This is a genomic window from Bacillus sp. SD075 (genome assembly GCF_017355165.1).
In the GTDB taxonomy this organism is placed as follows: domain Bacteria; phylum Bacillota; class Bacilli; order Bacillales; family DSM-1321; genus Peribacillus.
This window is the reverse complement of the sequence record NZ_JADILK010000006.1, coordinates 132040-151985: the sequence shown is the minus strand read 5'-3', so window position 1 is coordinate 151985 and position 19946 is coordinate 132040. Positions and strand designations below refer to the sequence as shown.

Below are 19946 nucleotides of genomic sequence, written 5' to 3'. Positions count from 1 at the left end.
AGAAAGGTTGTCATTTATGGTGAAGGTTTAAAAGTATTCAAGTATCGTAACTTTAGGTAAATAGAATATGTAATTATAATAAAATAAGCTATTTCAAGAAAGTATTGATGGCACGCCAAATAAAGAAATTAATAAAAAGAGAATTATAAAAAAACATATTGAAATTTTCCGAAAATTGATTTATATTAAACACATAGGTAAGCGCTTTATCTAGAGGCAGGATATTTTTTTCTCAAATATTTAGCTCCTTTGTTAACCAATTATATTAATGAAAGCACATACTTTTTTTACCGCTTTTGGTTAAGCGCTTTCTTTAATTTGGGCAAGCAGTTTAATGAGAATATTAGGAGGAGTTTTTTATGAAGATTGGTGTTTGTCATTGGTCTATTCCTTTAGAAGGACCAGCAGCTATGGATATTTTAGGAGACCTCAACCTAAAGGGAATACAAATTGATCTTGGAAGTTATGAAAGAGGATTTCAATTATCCTGGCCATCTGTACAAGAAAAATACAAGGAATATGCTAAGAAAAATGATATCACATTTACTTCTCTTGCGGTAAGAGAGCTGGATTTGCATGGTATGACACGTCCTGACGGATCAAAAGAAAAGGATATTGTTATCGAAGCAATTTTGAAAGCGATTGCAGTGGCGAAACAAATGGACATTCCCGTTGTAATGCTTCCTAGTTTCTTAGATGGAGAAATTAAAACAGAAGAAGACTTTCAACGAGTAGTAAAGTGCCTTAAGTTTGCTTGTGATAAATGTGAAGGAACAGAGGTAATCATTGCAACAGAAAACCTGCTTTCTATAGAAGAAAACAAAAGGCTTTTTAAAGAAGTCGACCGGCAAAATTTGAAGCTTTACTTTGATACACAAAACTACTATTTGAATAAAAAATATAATACTGCTGAAATGGTTAAAGAACTTTATCCATACATTTGTGAAGTTCATGTGAAAGATGGAAACAATGCATTAAGCGGTGCTTTATTAGGGCAAGGAGATACAAACTTTTTCGAAACGATAAAAGTTTTAATAGAAGAGAATTATACAGGTTGGGTGCATCTAGAAAATTATTATGATCAAAAGCCGTTATCAGATTCAGGTGAAGATCCTTTAGCGTTGTTGAAACAAGATGTAGAGATTTTAAAGTCAACTATCTCATAATTTATTAATTAGGGATAAAAAACATGGGGGGATGTTTTGTGAAAAAAAATCTTTCTGTCCTATCGTCTATCTTTTTGGCATCATCAGTTCTTATGGCAGGTTGTGTACAAAGTGAAGAAGATATGGCAGCGAATAATAAGGTGACTAAGGAAGATGATGGTAAAACAGTAATAGGCTTCTCCGTTGGAACAACAAAAGAGGAGCGTTGGCAACGTGAAGTAGAGATGGCCAAAGACTTTGCGAAGAAAAATGATTTTGATCTTATGGTTCAATCCGCGGAAGAGGATGCTTCAAAACAGGTAAAGCAAGTAGAAGATATGATTACTAAAGGTATTGACGTCTTGCTTATCTCAGCTCAGGATTCTGAATCGGCAGGAACTGTTATTGATGCAGCTCATGAAGCAGGTGTACCCGTAATTGCTTATGATCGTCTTGTACGTAATGGAGATCTTGATTACTATGTTACTTTCGATACCTTCAAAGTAGGGCAGCTTCAAGCACAATCCCTAGTTGAAAAATACCCAAAAGGAAATTATATATGGCTTCTAGGTGGGCCTGAAGATTTTAACGCACATTTAATTAAAAAAGGTCATGAAAGTATATTAAATCCACTTATCAAAAAAGGTGACATAAAAATTGTTGCAGAGCAATGGGCAAAAGGATGGAGCCCGGAAGAGGCGTTAAAGCACACCGAAAATGGTCTTACTGCAGCTGATAATGATGTAGTTGCTGTACTGGCTTCAAACGATGGGACAGCCGGGGGAGCAGTTCAGGCATTAGCTGCACAAGGACTGGCTGGCAAGGTTGGAGTGTCTGGGCAGGATGCAGCGTTGGAAGGCGTGCAGCGTGTAGCAGAAGGAACACAAACAAGTACGGTATATAAGCCTCTCAAAGAGTTAAATACTGCTGCGATGAACCTTGCGCTGTCTCTTGCAGAGGGCGATGAAGAAGCAGCTAAAGCTAAGGTAAATGGTGAAACTGATAATGGAACGAAAGAAGTTCCAAGTGTCCTGATTGATGTACAGACAGTAACGAAAGAAAACATGATGGATACAGTTATTAAAGATGGTTTCCAGAAAATGGATGATGTATATAAAAACGTTCCAAAAGGCGAATGGCCCAAGCAATAAACTTTAGAGAGTGTACGGGTGTTTCACACCCGGCTCTCTTACCTGTTTCCATACAAACAATAAGAGAGGAGGAGTAAGGTGGAAAATCAAATCTTAGTGAAGGAAGTTAGTGCAAAAGAAAATTCAGCAAAAAAACCAGTTTCTCACAGCGGTGATTATATATTAGAGACAAGAAATGTGAAAAAGAGCTTTCCGGGTGTTATGGCTTTAAACAATGTAAATCTTAAATTTAAAAAAGGTGAAATCCACGCATTATGCGGGGAAAACGGAGCTGGAAAGTCAACACTCATCAAAATCCTCAGCGGAGTTTATCCAAGCGGTTCTTACGAGGGAGAGATCCTGCTAAACGGAGAAAAAGTTGAATTGTCAAATATTGATGATGCAGAGCAACGAGGAATCGTATGTATTCATCAAGAGCTTGCTCTTGTAGGAGAATTAACGGTTCAAGAAAATATCTTTCTTGGAAATGAGCCAAATGTAGCAGGTATCATTAAGTGGGATATAATGTATAGCCGGACAAAAGCTTTGTTGGACGAGTTAGGTCTAAATATCAAGCCCGACGAGCAAGTGAAGAATCTTGGGATTGGGCAGCAACAGCTTGTAGAAATCGCTAAGGCACTTTCGAAAAACGCAAAAATTCTTATTCTTGATGAGCCAACTTCTGCTTTAACTGAAAGAGAAAGTGAAACGTTATTGAAGATTATTCGCCAACTTCAGAAAAAGGGTGTTACTTCTATTTATATCTCGCACAAACTTGATGAAGTATTAGAGATTGCAGGCTCAGTTTCTGCTTTGCGCGACGGCCAGTATGTTGATACTAAAAGCCGGAAGGAAATTGACAAAGACACAATTATTTACATGATGGTCGGACGGAAATTAGAAAAACTTTATCCCCGAAAAGAACGCATGAAAAGTGAGTGCGGTTTTGAAGTGAGAAACTTTACCGTTTATGATCCTGATGTGCCTACAAAAAAGGTAATTGATAATGTCAATTTTAAGGCGTTTAAAGGAGAAATTCTAGGTATCGCTGGTTTGATGGGAGCCGGGCGGACAGAAATGGTTTCCAGTATTTTTGGTGTATATGAAGGAAAACAGCAAGGCGATGTCTTGATAGAAGGAAAATCAGTAAAAATTAAAAATGCAGTAGATGCAATTCATCATGGACTGGGCTTAATTTCAGAGGATCGTAAGTCTGAGGGACTTGTTTTAAATATGACCGTGAAAGAGAATATTACGATGGCAAGCTTGGGCAAAGTATCTAATTTTGTCATGGATAATAACAAAGAGTCCTCTATCGCTACTCAATATTCAAAGGATTTAAATGTAAAAGCACCAACTATTGAATCTGTAGTTGGAAATCTAAGTGGCGGCAACCAACAGAAAGTAGTTATTGGCAAGTGGCTTATGACCAATCCAAAAGTTCTTATTTTGGACGAGCCGACCCGTGGAATTGATATTGGGGCAAAGTTTGAAATATATGAGATTATCAATAAGCTTGTGGACGAAGGTGTAATCGTTATTATTATCTCCTCAGAACTTGAGGAAGTTTTGGGAATGAGTGACCGTGTCATTGTCATGACAGAAGGCAAATTAACTGCAGACCTTAACATCCAGGATGCCACACAAGAAAAAATTATTTATTATGCTACAGGAGGTGTGTAGGATGGAATTACGTAAAGCTGAACCCTCGAATAATAGTAGTCCTATAAAACAGAGCTTACTAAAAAATGTTGATGTTAGGGCTTATACCATGCTCGTTGGGTTAATTGTTATTTGGGTTTTGTTTTCCATTTTAACCGATGGAACATTTTTATCAGCCCGTAATATTTCCAATTTAACTTTGCAAATGGCGGTCGTTGCGATTCTTGGAACTGGAATGGTTATGGTCATTGTAACAGGTCATATCGATTTATCCGTCGGGTCATTAGTCGGCCTGGTCGGAGGGGTTGCAGCTGCTTTGATGGTCTGGAATGACTGGGGTACGCTTCCGACAGTACTAGCTGTCTTGGCGTTAGGATTAGTAGCTGGTGCTATTCAAGGATTTGCCACCGTTTACCTAAATGTTCCGGCATTCATTGTGACACTCGGAGGGATGATGGTTTTTAAAGGCATCCTGCTCGGTATTACAAAAGGGGTATCCATTGCTCCAATGAATGAAGGCTACAAAGTATTTGGACAAGCTTATGTAACTAATATGACGACTTATCTCTTTGCAATCCTTACTATTGCTGCGTTATTCTGCTTAGAGTTTAGAAAACAACAAAGCAGAAAGAATTTTGATATAGCAGTCAACGCAGGTTCGGCATATTTGAAACTGGCTCTTATTAGCTTGCTTATCCTTGGCTTCTCATACATTATGACTTCATACAAGGGGATGCCAGTGCCAGTATTCATCATGTTAATTTTAGTCATTATATTTACATTTCTTGCGGATAAAACAAGATTTGGCCGAAGTGTTTATGCAATCGGTGGAAATTTACAAGCTGCGACTTTTTCAGGAATCAAAGTAAAAAAAGTTGTTTTATCAGTTTTTGCGTTAAATGGGTTAATGGCTGCTATGGCCGGGATTATTCTATCAGCCCGATTAAATACGGGATCTCCTTCAGCAGGAACAATGATGGAACTTGACGCCATTGCTGCAGCAGTTATCGGAGGTACAAGCCTTGCAGGTGGACGCGGTAAAATTTACGGGGCAATTTTAGGCGCACTCATTATGGCAAGTTTAGATAATGGAATGAGTTTATTGAATATTGAAGCATTCTGGCAGTATATTGTTAAAGGCGGTATCTTAGTTTTGGCTGTATGGTTTGATGTATATACCAAGAAAAAAGGCAAATAACCGAAGTTCATACTTTATTTTTTGAATAATTATAAGAACTAATGATATTTTAACAAAAAGTTATTGCAAACCTTTGATAATTGATCTATATTAAAGAAATAGATAGAATTTTTAAAATTTAAGCGCTTTACCTCATAAATAGGTAGTAAATAATGAGATTGTTTAAAAGATAATTTCATTTTTTTATCACTAGTTGATTAAGCGCTTTCCTTGAAAGTGAAAACTATTAAATTATTATTAAGGAGATGATTGAAATGGCAGAGGTAATTCGTTGTGCCGTATTAGGACTAGGGAGATTGGGATACTGGCACGCAGAAAATTTGGCTTCAAAAGTAAAAGGAGCAAAATTGGTAAAGGTCGTAGATCCACTAGAAGGGCGTGCTGAACAAGTCGCTAAGGAGCTTGGTGCTGAAAAATGGTCTCAAAATCCAATGGATGCTTTTGAAGACGATCAAATAGATGCAGTTGTCATTGTCACTCCAACCAGCACACATGCAGAAATGATTAAGCTAGCTGCAAACCATGGAAAACATATTTTCGTAGAAAAGCCGATTACGCAAACAGTTTCTGAAGCAGACGATGTAATTCAAGTGATAAGAAAAACAAATGTAACTTTACAAGTTGGATTTATGAGACGTTTTGATCCAGCTTATGCAGAAGCTAAAAGGCGTATCCTGGCTGGTGATATTGGGACGCCATTGTACTTTAAAGGTGTAAGCCGTGATGGAAATGTTCCCCATGAGGAATTTATTAAGCACAGCGGCGGCATTTTTCTTGATGTTTCCATTCATGATTTTGATATTGCTCGCTTTTTAATGGGGCAAGATATCACGTCTATTTCTTCATCAGGAAGTATTATCAATCCATCGAATCTGTTTATGAAAAAATATGATGATGTAGATCAAGCATTGACATTCTGTACATTTGAATCAGGTGCTGCCGGTGATATAGAAACTTCCCGTGTTGCTCCATATGCGTATGACATTCGTGGGGAAGTAGTGGGAACTGAAGGTGCCATCCAAATTGGCTCTATGAGAAATAATGATGTTAAAATTCTTACAAAGCAAGGCTGTCTTCAAGATACTATTCAGGATTTCCCTTCTCGTTTCCAGGATGCATACTTGCTTGAAATGATCCATTTTATTGATGCATTGCATAAAGGTGAAGAAACTTCTTGTACAGCTGAAGACGGAAAAGCAGCATTGGAAATTGCTATTGCCGCTACTCAATCTTTTAAAACTGGTCAAACGGTTGACCTGAAAAAAGTTCTACAGTAATTTTAGGCGCTCTGATCATTTCAGAGCGTTCTATCAATAAAATTTACACAGCTAAAAAAGCAGGGCGGCGATGTTAGGTGTTATCAAAAAAAGAGTTATAAATTAAACTGATTAAAAAAAATTCAGATACTCAAAAGAAAACGCTTCAAAAGATCGAAAATTTAGATTATAATGTAATTGTAAAGGAAAGCGCTTTCTCAATCTGATTTTGTAAGTAGGAATAAAATCATTCTTAAGTAGGTGTATATTATATGGAAAAGATTACAATTGGGATTATTGGGGCTGGAAGAATTGGCCGTCTTCACGCGGAGAATATCATCCATATTCCCCAAGTTAAAATTAAAACAATTTCGGATTTATTCGCAGCTAACGTTCGTGAGTGGGCACAACAAATTGGAATTGAAAATGTTGTAGAAGACTATAAAGAAATCCTGAATGATCCTGAAATTGATGCAATTTTTGTATGCTCACCGACTACAACTCATGTTCCAATCATTCAAAAAGCTGCTGAGCATGGAAAACATATCTTTTGCGAGAAGCCAATCAGCTTTTCAATTGAAGAAACTGAAAAGGCTCTAGAAGCAGTGAAAAAAGCAGGCGTTAAATTTCAAGTAGGATTTAACCGCAGATTTGATACACAATTCTCTAAGGTAAAAGAAACAGTACAAAACGGTGTAATCGGAACTCCGCATATTATTAAAATTACTTCTCGTGACCCTGAGCCGCCGCCAGCTGAATATATTAAGAGTTCAGGCGGGTTGTTTGTAGATATGTCCATTCATGACTTTGACATGGCTCGCTTTGTTTCAGGTAGTGAAGTAACCGAAGTTTACGTTCAATCAGCTAATCTTATAGATCCTATGATCGGTGAACTGGGTGATATTGACACAGCAGTTATTACATTAAAATTTGAAAATGGTGCTATTGGTATCATTGACAATAGTCGGAAAGCTGTATATGGATACGATCAACGTGTAGAAGTATTTGGATCTAACGGGGTTATTACCACTGAAAATGTAAGACCTACTAACGCAGAGATTAGCACCGGTGAAGGTGTATTTAGAGATAAACCGCATCATTTCTTCTTAGAACGTTATAAAGAAGCTTATATAACGGAAACATATGCGTTTATTGATTCAATTCTTACCAATCAACCGCTTGTGTGTGAGGGTAATGACGGTCTCCAGGCCGAAATTATTGCACATGCAGCTGCTGAATCTAGAAAAACAGGTTTACCCGTTAAAATCAAAAGCAAGACATTGACAGTTTAAAACAAGATAAGAAATTATCTTGTTTCCTTTTTCAACATTGGATAAGCGCTTAACCAAAAATAATTATTTGGAGGAGTTCGCATGAAAACACAATTAAGTCATGAAGAGTTAACATCGCTGAAGAGACAGGCGGCTGAGGCAAGAAGCTTAATCATCAAAACAGTTCATCACGCCGGAGCAGGGCATGTGGGAGGCCCAATGTCAGCAGTAGACTTGCTGGTAAGCCTTTATTTTAATGAAATGAAAGTAGATCCGCAAGATCCGCATGCTGAAAACAGAGATCGTTTTGTCCTTTCCAAAGGTCACTCGGCTATTGGTTTATATTCAGTGTTAGCTGTAAAAGGATATTGTCCTATTGAAGAATTAAACACATTTGATTCTATCGATTCTCGTTTGCAGGGTCATCCCGATATGACAGCACTGCCAGGGCTTGACATGTCTACTGGATCTCTTGGACAAGGTATATCAGCTGCAGTAGGTATGGCGCTAGGTGCCAAACTTCAAAATAAAGCATTTCGTACGTATTGCATGATTGGAGATGGAGAATCTCAAGAGGGGCAAGTATGGGAAGCGGCAGACATTGCTTCAAAATACGAGCTAGATAATCTGGTAGTCATTATGGATTACAATAAGCTGCAGCAATTCGGCTGGGACGGAAAAGAAACAGTCCGTGAAGTTCCTGTTATTAACCCTGAAAAAAGATGGGAAGCATTCGGATGGAACGTCATTACATGTGATGGTCACGATTTTACGGAAATTAAACAGGCTTTTGACGAAGCAAAACAAACGAGCGGCAAACCGACAATTATTATTGCAAATACAGTTAAAGGAAAAGGAGTAAGTTTTATGGAAAATGCTTACTTATGGCATTCACGGGTTCCAACTGACGAGGAACTAAGCTCAGCTATTAAAGAACTTGAAGTGGGGGTATAAAAATGACAGAAGTTAAAGTAAAGAAAAGTGTATCAATGCGAGATACGTTCGGGGATACGATTTTAAAGCTTTCAATGGAAGATCCGGCAGTATATGCAATTGATGGTGATTTGGCGAATTCTACAAAAGTCGATACAGTGGCAATAAAAAATCCATCTAAGTTTCTACAAATGGGTATTGCAGAACAAAATATGATGAGTGTAGCGGCTGGTTTAGCCACCACGGGCTTACAGCCATGGGCTACTACATTTGCCGCGTTTCTTTGCAAACGGGCTATTGACCAAATTCAGGTGCAAATTGCACAACCTAACTTAAATGTGAAAATGGTCGGTGCATATAGTGGGCTTCTCACTGGTCTGACAGGTAAAACCCACCAAGCGCTTGAAGATATCGCCATTTTTAGAAGCCTTGCACATATGACTGTTTTGGCCCCAGCGGATGCTGTAGAAGTAGAAAAAATGATGAGATGGGCACATAAATATGATGGGCCGGTTTACATCCGCCTTGCTCGTGATAATTATCCGATTATCTTCGATGAAGATTACGAGTTTGAACTTGGAAAAGCTGTTCCCCTTAAAGAGGGTACGGATGTCACGATTATATCCACTGGTACGGAAACAAGCAGGGCTCTTGAAGCGGCCGAAATATTACAAGCAGATGGAATTTCAGCTGCGGTATTACACATATCTACTATTAAGCCATTAGATAAAGAAGCTATCATTAAAGCTGCTCAAAAGACTGGTGTCATAGTTACTGCTGAAGAACATAGCATTTACGGTGGGCTTGGCAGTGCGGTTGCTGAAGTTTTAGTTGAAGAAACACCAGTACCAATGCAGCGTGTTGGAGTAAAAGACCGTAATTCTGAGTCTGCTGGAAATAATGAACTGCTTGAAAAATATGAAGTTTCAGCAGGCCATATCGTAAAGGCTGCTAAAAACGTATTAGAAAGAAAATAAAAGCACTAAAAATAAAATTGAAGTTTAGCGTTGCTAAACTTCAATTTTATTTACATATATGTAGTGGTTCTTTAAAATGATATAGTATTTTATATCTAATATTGATTAAGCGCTTTCCCTGTTTGGAAGAACATTTTGGTTTAACAAATGCAAAGCCACAAAATCTTCAAAGAATATTTCTTAATATCTTAAATGAGGTGAAAATATGGTTGTCGATTTATCAAAGACTTCTACTAAAGAGTTAGCGATCAATACCATCCGTACGCTTTCGATTGATGCAATCGAGCAAGCAAAATCCGGTCATCCTGGAATGCCTATGGGTGCTGCTCCAATGGCTTATGCACTTTGGGCCAATGAAATGAATCATAATCCTTATAATCCTAAATGGATAAACCGAGATCGATTTATTTTAGCTGCAGGTCATGGATCGGCTTTACTATACAGCATGCTCCATTTATTTGAATATGACGTTTCAATTGAGGATTTGAAAAATTTTCGTCAATGGGGAAGTAAAACTCCCGGCCATCCAGAAGTAGGACACACTCCGGGTGTAGAGGCGACAACTGGCCCACTTGGACAAGGAATTGCCATGGCTGTAGGGATGGCTATGACAGAACGTCATTTAGCTACTAAGTATAATAAGACAGGCTATGAAGTAATAGACCACTATACCTACAGCTTGTGTGGTGATGGCGACATGATGGAAGGGGTCACTGCAGAAGCTGCGTCCCTTGCAGGTCATTTAAAACTTGGCCGCCTAATTGTTTTATATGATTCAAATGATGTTTCGCTTGATGGTGATTTAAATCTTTCGTTTTCAGAAAGTGTGAAAGATCGATTTAAGGCCTATGGCTGGCAAGTGATAATTGTCGATAATAACGATGATGATGCTGCGATTGATAAAGCACTAAAGGAAGCAAAATCAGACTTGGAGCGTCCAACATTAATCGAAATCAAAACGACAATCGGGTTTGGATCCCCTAATAAATCAGGCAAATCAGATTGTCATGGTGCGCCTCTTGGTGTAGAAGAGACATTACTAACGAAAAAAGAGTACAAGTGGGCATATGAAGAACCATTTTCAGTACCAGAAAGTGTAAGAGGTCATTTTAAGGAACTAGCAGAAAAGGGCCGTGAGAAAGAGAAAGAGTGGAATGATCTTTATGAAGAGTACAAACGAGAATATCCTGAGCTGGCGAAAAACCTTGAAGATGTGCTAGCTGGAAAAATTCCAGAACAGTGGATAAAATCAATTCCTTGTTTTACGGCAGGTGAAAAAATGGCTACCCGCGATGCTTCCGGGCAGACATTGAATGCTTTAGCGAAAGCAATTCCACAGTTAATTGGAGGTTCGGCGGACCTTGCAGGGCCAAATAAAACGCTCATTTTCTCGGAGAAGAATTTCGGAGCAGATGGATATGAGTTCAGAAATATTTGGTTTGGAGTACGGGAATTTGCAATGGCTGCCGTAATGAATGGTATGTCGTTGTATGGAGGAGTAAAAGTATTCGGAGCAACCTTTCTTGTTTTTTCGGATTACTTAAAGCCAGCTATACGGCTTGCAGCGCTTATGAAACTGCCGGTCACATATGTTTTCACTCATGATAGCATTGCTGTTGGTGAAGATGGACCGACCCATGAGCCAGTCGAGCAGCTTGCCTCTTTGCGCACAATTCCTAACTTATCTGTAATTCGTCCGGCAGATGCAAAAGAAGCAGCTGCCGCTTGGCAATTAGCTATTGAAAGCGTCAATACGCCTACAGCTTTATTGTTAACTCGACAGGCACTTCCGGTACTTGAAAATGATCAAAGGTTAATCGCTGAGGGTGTGGACAAGGGTGCATACATTGTTTCGAAAGCAAAAAATGAGGTGCAGGGATTGCTGCTGGCTTCTGGTTCAGAAGTGTCACTCGCTATTACAGCTCAAAAAGAGCTTGAGAGGGAAGGCATTTTTGTAACGGTTATCAGTATGCCAAGCTGGGATCGCTTTGAAAAACAGTCAGCTGATTATAAAAACATGATCCTTCCAAGTCATATAAAAGCGCGCCTTGCCATTGAAATGGGTGTTTCATTTGGCTGGAGGGAATATATCGGTGAAAAAGGGGCTAGCATTACCATTGACCAATACGGAGCCTCTGCACCTGCACAAAGACTAATGGAAGAATTCGGCTTTACAGTCGAAAACATTGTAAAAACATTTAAAGAGTTAATTTAGTAAATCAAATCACCCTTTCTATGATTAAATGAGGAGGATAAAAATGAAAGTGGCAATTGCTTCAGATCACGGAGGTATAACGATTCGTAAAGAGGTCATCTCGCTATTAAATGACATGAAGATTGATTATGTGGATTTAGGATGTGACTGTGAAACATCTGTTGATTATCCGGATTATGCTGTTCCTGTATCCGAAATGGTTGTAAATGGTGAAGCAGACCGTGGGATATTAATTTGTGGAACAGGAATTGGAATGAGCATTGCAGCTAATAAAGTGAAAGGAATTCGCTGTGCTCTTGTACATGATACATTCAGCGCTAAAGCAACAAGGCAGCATAACGATACAAATGTTCTCGCAATGGGTGAACGTGCGATAGGGCCTGGATTGGCCAGGGAGATTGCTGAAGTGTGGCTGCGTACAGAGTTTGAGGGAGGAAGACATGCTAATCGCATCGGGAAAATATCTTTATTTGAAGATGCACATATTAAAAGATAAATAACACGGAAACCTCTAATAGACCATTTTTCAGAAGAAAACAGGAGCGTATAGTACATTGGTTGAAATTGCGCCTTCTATATCGTCAACAGATCTTTCTCGGCCAGCAAATGAAATCAAAGAAGTAGAATTAGGTGGAGCTCCTTATATTCTTGTTGGTGCCATGGATGGTCTTTTTGTTCCTAATATCGCCCTCCACTCCTCATTGTAGAATCCATAAGTTCTGTTACCGGTTTGACTTTAGATGTCCAATTGATGATTGAAAATCCGGATTTTTAACTTCATTTACAGACGAAGCGGACATTGTATGGAATAGGACAGTCCACCTAGAATTCGACTGACAGGCGTATATTGAAAATATGTTTTATTCCAAACATTCATCAATTAGCGAAACGAATTAATGAATGTTGGTATGTAGTTGAGATTGAAGGTGATGGCTGTGATAATTTGCAAATTGATCAGGCTTGCATAGAAGCAGGCGCAAATGTGCTTGTAGCCGGCTCAGCCATTTATAATGCGGATAATCGAAAGTCAGCAATTGAAAGACTTTTAGAAGCTTATGAAAATTTGACAGATATGCTTTTAATACAAAAAAAACATATTGAGGGCAGAGAGGAAGAAAACATGTTTAATTTAAAAGAAGAATCATTGAGAATGCATAAAGAAAAACAAGGAAAGCTGGGTGTGTACTCCAAGGTGTCGGTTAATGACGGCCACGACCTGAGCCTTGCCTATTCGCCAGGAGTAGCAGAACCATGCTTGGAAATATTTGAAAATGAGAACAAAGTTTACGACTACACGATGAAAAGCAATATGGTTGCAGTCGTGTCTAACGGAACTGCAGTATTGGGACTTGGGAACATCGGGCCTAAGGCTGCGTTGCCTGTTATGGAAGGAAAAGCTATTCTGTTTAAATCATTTGCGGACGTGGATGCTTTCCCAATTTGCTTAGATACCCAAGACACTGATGAATTGGTGAGGTCGGTTGAACTGTTAGAACCTACATTTGGGGGAGTGAATCTAGAGGATATTGCAGCCCCTCAATGTTTTGAAATTGAGCAGCGCTTAAAGGAGTCATGTAATATCCCTGTTTTTCACGATGACCAGCATGGCACGGCAATTGTCACTGTTGCTGGGCTTCTTAATGCACTGAAGCTTGCAGACAAAAAAATGAATGAAATTCGCGTAGTCATTAATGGTGCCGGCTCGGCTGGGGTCGCTATTGTAAAATTGCTGCTTCGTATGGAAGTAAAGGATATTTTGCTTTGCGATACAAAAGGGATTATCCATAAAGGACGTTCAGAGGGTATGAATGAGTTTAAAGAAGAGCTGTCCTTCATAACAAATATAGAAGGGAAAACCGGTTTACTATCAGATGCTCTTGAAGGTGCTGATGTATTTATCGGCGTATCGGCAGCAGGTGCCGTAACACAAGAGATGATTCGTTCAATGAAAAAAGATCCTATCATATTTGCTATGGCCAACCCTGTTCCCGAGATTATGCCTGCCGAAGCGAAGGAAGCCGGTGCGCTTGTTGTTGGTACTGGACGCTCGGACTTTCCTAACCAAGTAAATAATGTGTTGGCTTTTCCAGGGATTTTTCGAGGCGCCTTGGATGTTAGGGCAACAGAGATCAATGAAGAAATGAAGATAGTTGCAGTCCATGCTATCGCTAACCTAATTTCTGAAACCAATTTACATCCAGACTACGTTATTCCAGATCCTTTCGATCCAAGAGTTGCAGCATACGTCGCCTCAGCAGTTGCTGCTGCAGCGATTGAAACAGGAGTTGCTCAAAAGACTATAGATCCTTCGGACATTAAGTATCGTCTTTTAGTTATGGGAAATGCGAAAGAACGAGTCGGGGAATATTGAAGAAAATTAGAGTCTAAAACAAAAACAATAATTCGAAATTTCAAATGAGGCGGATGCGTCGTTTTATGATTAAGTGGGAATTAACAATGCAGAGTTGCTAAATCTAGTGCTGGTAACGAGTCCATCATATGGGATTTTTAATAAAAAGCGTATTGTTGAAGGCAAAGGTTTCTGAATGGGCTCCCATGTTTGAAATAGAAAATATTAATGGCTCATTACAATACATTTCTGTCGGTGCAAGAAGGACAATTAACAATAATAAAGTGAAAAGCGTGTCAACAGTTTTTCCGGGCACAATTAAAAGAAGATGATACTTTTAATAAAGTTTATGTATTTTACAGAAAAAGCAGCGGTAATAAACTGTTTTTTCTGTTTATTCATGACTCGTTTAATTACTTTAGTTTTTTCATTAAATGCCTATTGAACTTGAGAAAATAAAGGAAGAAAAGTTGAATGGTCAGTATGCTTTAGGCCAAGGGCAAAAGCATTGGGCTGGCTTATTGGTAAAGATGTAGCGTTGATAATTTTTATACTAGAGGAAATTGTGACAAAAGCGAGCGCAGATATAGATATTTACAAAAGTGGTAATGAATCATACACTTCATTTCACAGAAACCATCTGACCTGACTGTTAGTCAGGTCAGATGGTTTTTCTATCACAATATAGAAAGCAATAACTTATAATGTTTTTTTAAAAAAACATCCTATAAATCGATTAGCCCGCTTGAGGTTTCAGCAAATATTTCCTTAATAAACGATTTGATGTTTGTATAATTAATCCGAGTGTAAGTGCGACTATAATTGTACCTATACCTACTGGACCTCCAAGCAAATAACCTATAAATAAACCGCTTGACTCAATAAACAGCCTTGAACTAATAATACTCAGATTAAATCGTTTACTCAAAGCAATCATTAACCCGTCAATTGGAGAACTTGGAAATTTTGCCTCCATATAAATAGAAATCCCAATACCAACTGTAAATACACCAAGTGCAAAAATAAACCATTGAAGGACAAGAGAATGAGAGACATTAAGGTTTGCCAGCGCAACGTAGTACCAAAAATCTAAAAACCAGCTACGAATCACAATAACAAAAACAGATTCGATTCTAACCCTCGCTTTTTCTACAATTGCTGTAAGTAGAATAAGAAAAACTTGAGAAATAATTGACCACATTCCGATTGTTAAACCAAAATGTATTTTTAAACCCACTGCTACAGAATCCCAAGGGCCAGCCCCTACGATAGACCGGACGATGAGGGCAATTCCAAAAGCTGTAATTGCTAATCCAGTTATATAAATCATTAGTCTTATTCTCATGGTATCACCTTTTCCTTTTATAGTTCCTTCCGTCTTTCGGTTAAAATCAAGAAGAATATTTTATTGAAATTATCAAAAAATATTGATTATTCTAAACTAATCATATAGAATTATTGGTAAAGCGCTTAACTAAAAACTAAAAAATAATTTTGATCTCTTTTTATATACTAACAAAAACGCGGATTATACAGTGAGAAATTTAAAAAATCATGAAAAATACTATATTAATTATAGTTCTTTTTACGAAAATGGTAAACCGCTTAACCTTGTAATTTATAATAAGAAACAAAATTCGGTAAATAAGTTTGTTAATGAGAAATGCATTCTATAGCGAATTTAGGAGGAAACAGACCAATGGGAATCGTTTCAATGAAAGACATGTTAAACAAAGCATTAAGTGAAGGATATGCAGTAGGACAATTTAATATAAACAATTTAGAATGGACCCAGGCAATTTTAAGTGCTGCCGAAGAAGAAAAATCTCCTGTTATCCTCGGCGTTTCTGAAGGAGCAGCACGTTACATAGGCGGTTTTACGGTTGTAACAGCCATTGTTAATTCATTAATTAATGAGATGAACATTACAGTGCCAGTAGCTATTCATTTGGATCATGGATCTAGCTTTGGGAAGTGTAAAGCAGCAATCGATGCTGGATTTTCTTCTGTAATGATTGACGCATCACATTTCCCTTTTGAGGAGAATGTAAAAATTACGCAGCAAGTAGTGGAATATGCACATGCTCGGGGAGTGTCTGTCGAAGCAGAGTTAGGAACCGTAGGTGGCCAAGAAGATGATGTTGTAGCCGAAGGTGTGATCTATGCTGATCCATTGGAATGTGAGGAACTTGTAAAGCGAACCGGAATTGACTGTCTTGCCCCTGCCTTAGGTTCGGTGCATGGGCCGTATAAAGGAGAACCGAACTTAGGATTCAATGAAATGGAGCAAATTTGCACAACAATTGGACTTCCGCTGGTACTTCATGGTGGAACAGGGATTCCAACAGAGCATATCCGAAAATCAATTAAGCTAGGAACGGCTAAAATAAATGTAAATACAGAAAATCAAATTGCTTTTACAAAAGCAGCCCGGGAAGTTTTAAACACGGATTCTGAAGTATATGATCCGCGGAAATTTATGGGCCCGGGAAGAGATGCGATCAAAGCTACGGTGATTGGGAAAATGGAAGAATTTGGCTCATCTGGAAAAGCAGTATAAAATCAGTAGAGCTCAAACTTTATTAGAGGAGGAGTTACAGAATATGACTACCTACAAAATTAGGTTTTGGTGCAAAAATCACTCGTTAGAAACATAGAGTGTGGTTTCCTTACATTGCTAACTTATGAAGCTAATCCAAACAATTTATGGATGAATTCTTTTTGATTTTGGACAGACTTCACCCCATGAACCTGCTTCTTTTTAATCATATGCATGGCTTCTATGCCACTCAGTATGTAAGTAGCTGTACGAAATGATTTCAATCCTAACATGGAACGAACTCGCCTCTTTATAAAACGATGATCCTGTTCTACCATATTATTGAGATATTTAACTTGCCTTATTTGTATGCCTTCAGGCATTCGTTTCTCTTCTTTTAACTCTTGAATCGCTACAGGATAGGCTGGATTTTTATCCACTGTTATGACGCGAGGTTTACAAACATGAGAAGTAGCCAAGGCTTTCTTGAAAAAGCACTTGGCTGCTTGTTTATTTCTTGATTCACTTAGATAAAAATCTATGGTATTCCCTTCTGAATCGACTGCACGATATAAATACATCCATTGACCTTTTACTTTGATATACGTTTCATCGACTCTCCAAGAGTCATTTGTTGGCTTAAGATGACGACGTACTCTTTTATCTAATTGAGGTCCATATAGATGAACCCAACGCATAATCGTTGTATGAGCCATGGATAAGCCACGCTCCTCCATCATTTCCACCAAATCACGAAAACTTAAGTTGTACCAAAGGTACCATCGTACTGTTAACAAAATAATGTCAGACTGATAGTGCTTCCATTTGAACAAATCTTCTTTTTTCATACCGATCACACACCTTTTTTAAGATTAATAGTATAAGTATGTCCAAGATTTAGAGATTAATTGCAATTGTCTTGAAGTTCTTGCACCAGAACCCAAACAATTATTATCAAAGTCATTCTGGAAATTCGTGTTTATAATAACTGTAATTGAAGTGCTAGCATACACAATGTTGGATGTGCTTTATGATCCAGAACTTGGAGTAGGGGGAATGATTTTCGTTACAGCTTTCACGCTTATCATAATGTATCCTTTCTTTCTAGGTTTATATAGATATGGATTCCGTAAGCAAAATTTAACTTAGTGACTTCAGAATAGCAGGTGCATTTGTTTGAATAAGGCATTAAAAAAGGAGACCATAAAATATGTTAACAGTCGATAATTATATTGATTCTATTAAAGATAACCTTGAGAAACATTCAGATTTGTTAGTAAGTAACCTTAAAAATATCATTACATACAACTATTTTTTCTGAAATAGATTTGTTGGATTTTTACCGCATTTATTGAGCCTACAAATTTTGAAATTTCAATATGTTCTCTATGGATAGAGAAGCTAACGAAGTATTCTATGAAGGTAATGACACAACAGTTTTTGCAGGTAGTGTTGATGTTATTCCTGATATAGATGTCGATCCTGTAGGAGCATGGGCATTAGCTAATCCAGACTTTGTTGAACAAGTATAAACGGGTGCACAATTAAATAAACCAGGTCGCACAGCATTTTACGGTGGAGATAGCAAAGGCTTGATTACCCACTATTAAAATCTAAGTAAGATGAATTGAATTAAAAGGGGGGGAATAGTTGGAAACATTATTTTAGTCATTTGATAATATTTGGAATAAGCCTACTCGAGAACAAATCTCGAGTAGGCTTATTTTCAAAAAGTGCCTTTACTTATGGTTGGTTCACCGTAATGCATCTAAATGATATTTTTATTTTTTCTTTATCAAACTATCAATTGAACAATTTTTGTTTGATACCCTCTTGTTTATTTTTCGGAGGTGTAAGCTCTTTTGGGATTAAGGATGTATAAGTTTCCCCGCCGAGCCTTTCAGCTAACTCTTTTTTAGCATTATCAAGTAATTCTGGGTTTTCAAGAGCCGAAATAGCGGTACATGCCATTGCTTTTCCAGCTAATAACATGGCATCATGGGCATAGCTTTCTTTACCTTGCGCGACAGCCTGCCAAGTATGAAATGGTGTTCCAAACGCCCAGGTGGAAGTAACACATTGTGCTGTTGGAACATTCCAGCTAATATCGGCAACATCTGTAGAACCCCCCATAAATGTTTCTTTTTCAGAAAAAGGTAAGATAAAGTCGGCAATGGGTCGTTCTGCTAATTGTGAAGCTTCCTGTTTCCCAACTTGTAAAGCTGCCGTACGCTTCTCCTCGTCAGTCAACGTTTCATAGATTGTTTTTGCATAGTTTAAATCTTGTTCAGTAGCAAGAGGAGCTCCTATTTCCTGCATATATTGGTGCATCACTTTTTCAAGGGTCAGATTAGGAATTAAATTATGGCAGGAACCTTGAATTTCAAAATCAACCTTAGTTTCCGTCATAAGTGCCGCACCTCGGGAACATTTTACTACCCTGTCATAAAGCTCTTTTACTTGATCTGGTTTCGGTGCACGGATTAAGTATGTCACTTCCGCATCAGCCTGAACGACGTTTGGAGCCAATCCTCCTGTATTGGTTACAGCATAATGAATCCGAGCTTCATCAATCATGTGTTCTCTCATATAATTGACTCCAACGTTCATAAGTTCGACTGCATCTAAGGCACTTCTTCCTAAATGTGGTGCTGCAGCGGCATGGGCACTTCTCCCTTTAAATTTAAAGTGTGCATGGATGACCGCATTGGCAGTGGAGTTCATAACAGTATTCATTGTTGCAGGATGCCATGAGAAGGCAGCATCAACATCTTTAAAAAGACCGTCTCTTGCCATAAAGGTTTTCCCGTATCCACTTTCTTCTGCTGGACAGCCGAAATATTGTACTGTTCCAACAAGCTTATGTTCTTTCAAATAATCCTTAACCGCAATAGCTGCCGCTAAGGAACCTACTCCCAGCAAATTATGCCCGCAGCCATGACCATTTCCATTTTTAATAATGGGCTCAGATGTACTGCTGCGTGCTTGTTGGCTTAGCCCCGCCAAGGCATCATATTCCCCAAGAATCGCAATGACAGGATGACCAGATCCATATGAGGCGATAAAGCCTGTTTCAAGACTTGCAATTCCCTTTTTTACGGCAAAGCCTTCCTTTTCCATTGCTTCGCTAAGCAAATCAGCTGAACGGAATTCCTCAAATCTGGTTTCTGCAAACTCCCATATTTGATCACTTAGCTGTGTATACAAGGTGCGTTTATTTTCTATTAAATTTGTAATTTTTTCAGATAGAGTAGTCAATTTTTCCATCTC

The 19946-nt window shown here is 38.3% G+C and carries 16 protein-coding genes and 1 pseudogene; 14 read left to right on the top strand and 3 right to left on the bottom strand.

Going from position 1 to position 19946, the window contains the following annotated elements; all coding sequences use genetic code 11:
• Nucleotides 1-359 precede the first annotated feature (359 nt).
• From IOC57_RS07205 to ystJ, 12 genes and pseudogenes are all read left to right on the top strand, one after another.
• Nucleotides 360-1166, top strand: coding sequence for a sugar phosphate isomerase/epimerase family protein (locus IOC57_RS07205; RefSeq protein ID WP_207438069.1), 807 nt, complete (start codon nucleotides 360-362; stop codon nucleotides 1164-1166).
• A gap of 38 nt (nucleotides 1167-1204) precedes the next feature.
• Nucleotides 1205-2296: a sugar ABC transporter substrate-binding protein gene (locus IOC57_RS07200; protein WP_207438068.1), complete on the top strand. Its 1092-nt coding sequence runs from the start codon at nucleotides 1205-1207 to the stop codon at nucleotides 2294-2296.
• 96 nt (nucleotides 2297-2392) lie between these two features.
• A complete protein-coding gene (locus tag IOC57_RS07195; RefSeq protein ID WP_207438102.1) occupies nucleotides 2393-3958 on the top strand; it encodes a xylose ABC transporter ATP-binding protein in 1566 nt (521 codons plus the stop codon).
• Nucleotide 3959: 1 nt separating this feature from the next.
• Complete coding sequence (locus IOC57_RS07190) at nucleotides 3960-5135, top strand: sugar ABC transporter permease (protein WP_207438067.1); 1176 nt, start codon at nucleotides 3960-3962, stop codon at nucleotides 5133-5135.
• Nucleotides 5136-5389: 254 nt separating this feature from the next.
• Entirely contained in the window at nucleotides 5390-6412 is a 1023-nt protein-coding gene (gene iolG, locus IOC57_RS07185; protein ID WP_207438066.1) for an inositol 2-dehydrogenase, read from the top strand.
• Between the two features lie 251 nt (nucleotides 6413-6663).
• Nucleotides 6664-7683, top strand: a complete 1020-nt coding sequence (gene iolG / locus IOC57_RS07180) for an inositol 2-dehydrogenase (RefSeq protein WP_207438065.1) — start codon at nucleotides 6664-6666, stop codon at nucleotides 7681-7683.
• An 81-nt stretch (nucleotides 7684-7764) separates the two neighbouring features.
• On the top strand, nucleotides 7765-8616 hold the full coding sequence (locus IOC57_RS07175; protein WP_207438064.1) for a transketolase: 852 nt from the start codon (nucleotides 7765-7767) through the stop codon (nucleotides 8614-8616).
• A gap of 2 nt (nucleotides 8617-8618) precedes the next feature.
• Nucleotides 8619-9572, top strand: a complete 954-nt coding sequence (locus IOC57_RS07170) for a transketolase family protein (RefSeq protein WP_207438063.1) — start codon at nucleotides 8619-8621, stop codon at nucleotides 9570-9572.
• A gap of 205 nt (nucleotides 9573-9777) precedes the next feature.
• Nucleotides 9778-11787, top strand: coding sequence for a transketolase (tkt, locus tag IOC57_RS07165; protein WP_207438062.1), 2010 nt, complete (start codon nucleotides 9778-9780; stop codon nucleotides 11785-11787).
• 43 nt (nucleotides 11788-11830) lie between these two features.
• On the top strand, nucleotides 11831-12283 hold the full coding sequence (gene rpiB, locus IOC57_RS07160) for a ribose 5-phosphate isomerase B (RefSeq protein WP_207438061.1): 453 nt from the start codon (nucleotides 11831-11833) through the stop codon (nucleotides 12281-12283).
• 58 nt (nucleotides 12284-12341) lie between these two features.
• Nucleotides 12342-12823 (top strand): annotated as a pseudogene (locus tag IOC57_RS07155) (beta/alpha barrel domain-containing protein); the annotation flags it as partial.
• 84 nt (nucleotides 12824-12907) lie between these two features.
• Nucleotides 12908-14158, top strand: coding sequence for an NADP-dependent malic enzyme (gene ystJ, locus IOC57_RS07150; protein ID WP_207438101.1), 1251 nt, complete (start codon nucleotides 12908-12910; stop codon nucleotides 14156-14158).
• Between the two features lie 715 nt (nucleotides 14159-14873).
• On the opposite strand, the gene IOC57_RS07145 is transcribed toward ystJ, so the two are convergent.
• Entirely contained in the window at nucleotides 14874-15467 is a 594-nt protein-coding gene (locus IOC57_RS07145; RefSeq protein WP_286184593.1) for a YczE/YyaS/YitT family protein, read from the bottom strand.
• Between the two features lie 369 nt (nucleotides 15468-15836).
• On the opposite strand from IOC57_RS07145, the gene IOC57_RS07140 reads away from it, so the two are divergent.
• Nucleotides 15837-16697 carry a class II fructose-bisphosphate aldolase gene (locus IOC57_RS07140; RefSeq protein ID WP_207438059.1) on the top strand — a complete coding sequence of 287 codons (861 nt, stop codon included), beginning with the start codon at nucleotides 15837-15839 and terminating at the stop codon, nucleotides 16695-16697.
• Between the two features lie 122 nt (nucleotides 16698-16819).
• Here the strand turns inward: IOC57_RS07140 and IOC57_RS07135 are convergent, their stop codons facing one another.
• Nucleotides 16820-17524, bottom strand: coding sequence for an IS6 family transposase (locus IOC57_RS07135; protein ID WP_207438058.1), 705 nt, complete (start codon nucleotides 17522-17524; stop codon nucleotides 16820-16822).
• Between the two features lie 540 nt (nucleotides 17525-18064).
• Here IOC57_RS07135 and IOC57_RS07130 point away from each other — a divergent pair.
• Entirely contained in the window at nucleotides 18065-18208 is a 144-nt protein-coding gene (locus IOC57_RS07130) for a hypothetical protein (RefSeq protein WP_207438107.1), read from the top strand.
• 271 nt (nucleotides 18209-18479) lie between these two features.
• Here IOC57_RS07130 and IOC57_RS07125 read toward each other — a convergent pair whose 3' ends face one another.
• Nucleotides 18480-19934 (bottom strand): M20 family metallopeptidase, encoded by a 1455-nt coding sequence (locus IOC57_RS07125; RefSeq protein WP_286184592.1) that lies wholly within the window; start codon nucleotides 19932-19934, stop codon nucleotides 18480-18482.
• Nucleotides 19935-19946: the final 12 nt, after the last annotated feature.

Excerpts from the sequence above, each read along its gene's own strand:
- IOC57_RS07135 (WP_207438058.1), bottom strand. The coding sequence starts at position 17,524 with ATGAAAAAAGAAGATTTGTTCAAATGGAAGCACTATCAGTCTGACATT.
- IOC57_RS07140 (WP_207438059.1), top strand. The coding sequence starts at position 15,837 with ATGGGAATCGTTTCAATGAAAGACATGTTAAACAAAGCATTAAGTGAA.
- IOC57_RS07205 (WP_207438069.1), top strand. The coding sequence starts at position 360 with ATGAAGATTGGTGTTTGTCATTGGTCTATTCCTTTAGAAGGACCAGCA.
- IOC57_RS07145 (WP_286184593.1), bottom strand. The coding sequence starts at position 15,467 with ATGATTTATATAACTGGATTAGCAATTACAGCTTTTGGAATTGCCCTC.
- IOC57_RS07175 (WP_207438064.1), top strand. The coding sequence starts at position 7,765 with ATGAAAACACAATTAAGTCATGAAGAGTTAACATCGCTGAAGAGACAG.
- IOC57_RS07190 (WP_207438067.1), top strand. The coding sequence starts at position 3,960 with ATGGAATTACGTAAAGCTGAACCCTCGAATAATAGTAGTCCTATAAAA.
- ystJ (WP_207438101.1), top strand. The coding sequence starts at position 12,908 with ATGTTTAATTTAAAAGAAGAATCATTGAGAATGCATAAAGAAAAACAA.
- tkt (WP_207438062.1), top strand. The coding sequence starts at position 9,778 with ATGGTTGTCGATTTATCAAAGACTTCTACTAAAGAGTTAGCGATCAAT.
- iolG (WP_207438066.1), top strand. The coding sequence starts at position 5,390 with ATGGCAGAGGTAATTCGTTGTGCCGTATTAGGACTAGGGAGATTGGGA.
- IOC57_RS07170 (WP_207438063.1), top strand. The coding sequence starts at position 8,619 with ATGACAGAAGTTAAAGTAAAGAAAAGTGTATCAATGCGAGATACGTTC.
- IOC57_RS07130 (WP_207438107.1), top strand. The coding sequence starts at position 18,065 with ATGGATAGAGAAGCTAACGAAGTATTCTATGAAGGTAATGACACAACA.
- rpiB (WP_207438061.1), top strand. The coding sequence starts at position 11,831 with ATGAAAGTGGCAATTGCTTCAGATCACGGAGGTATAACGATTCGTAAA.
- iolG (WP_207438065.1), top strand. The coding sequence starts at position 6,664 with ATGGAAAAGATTACAATTGGGATTATTGGGGCTGGAAGAATTGGCCGT.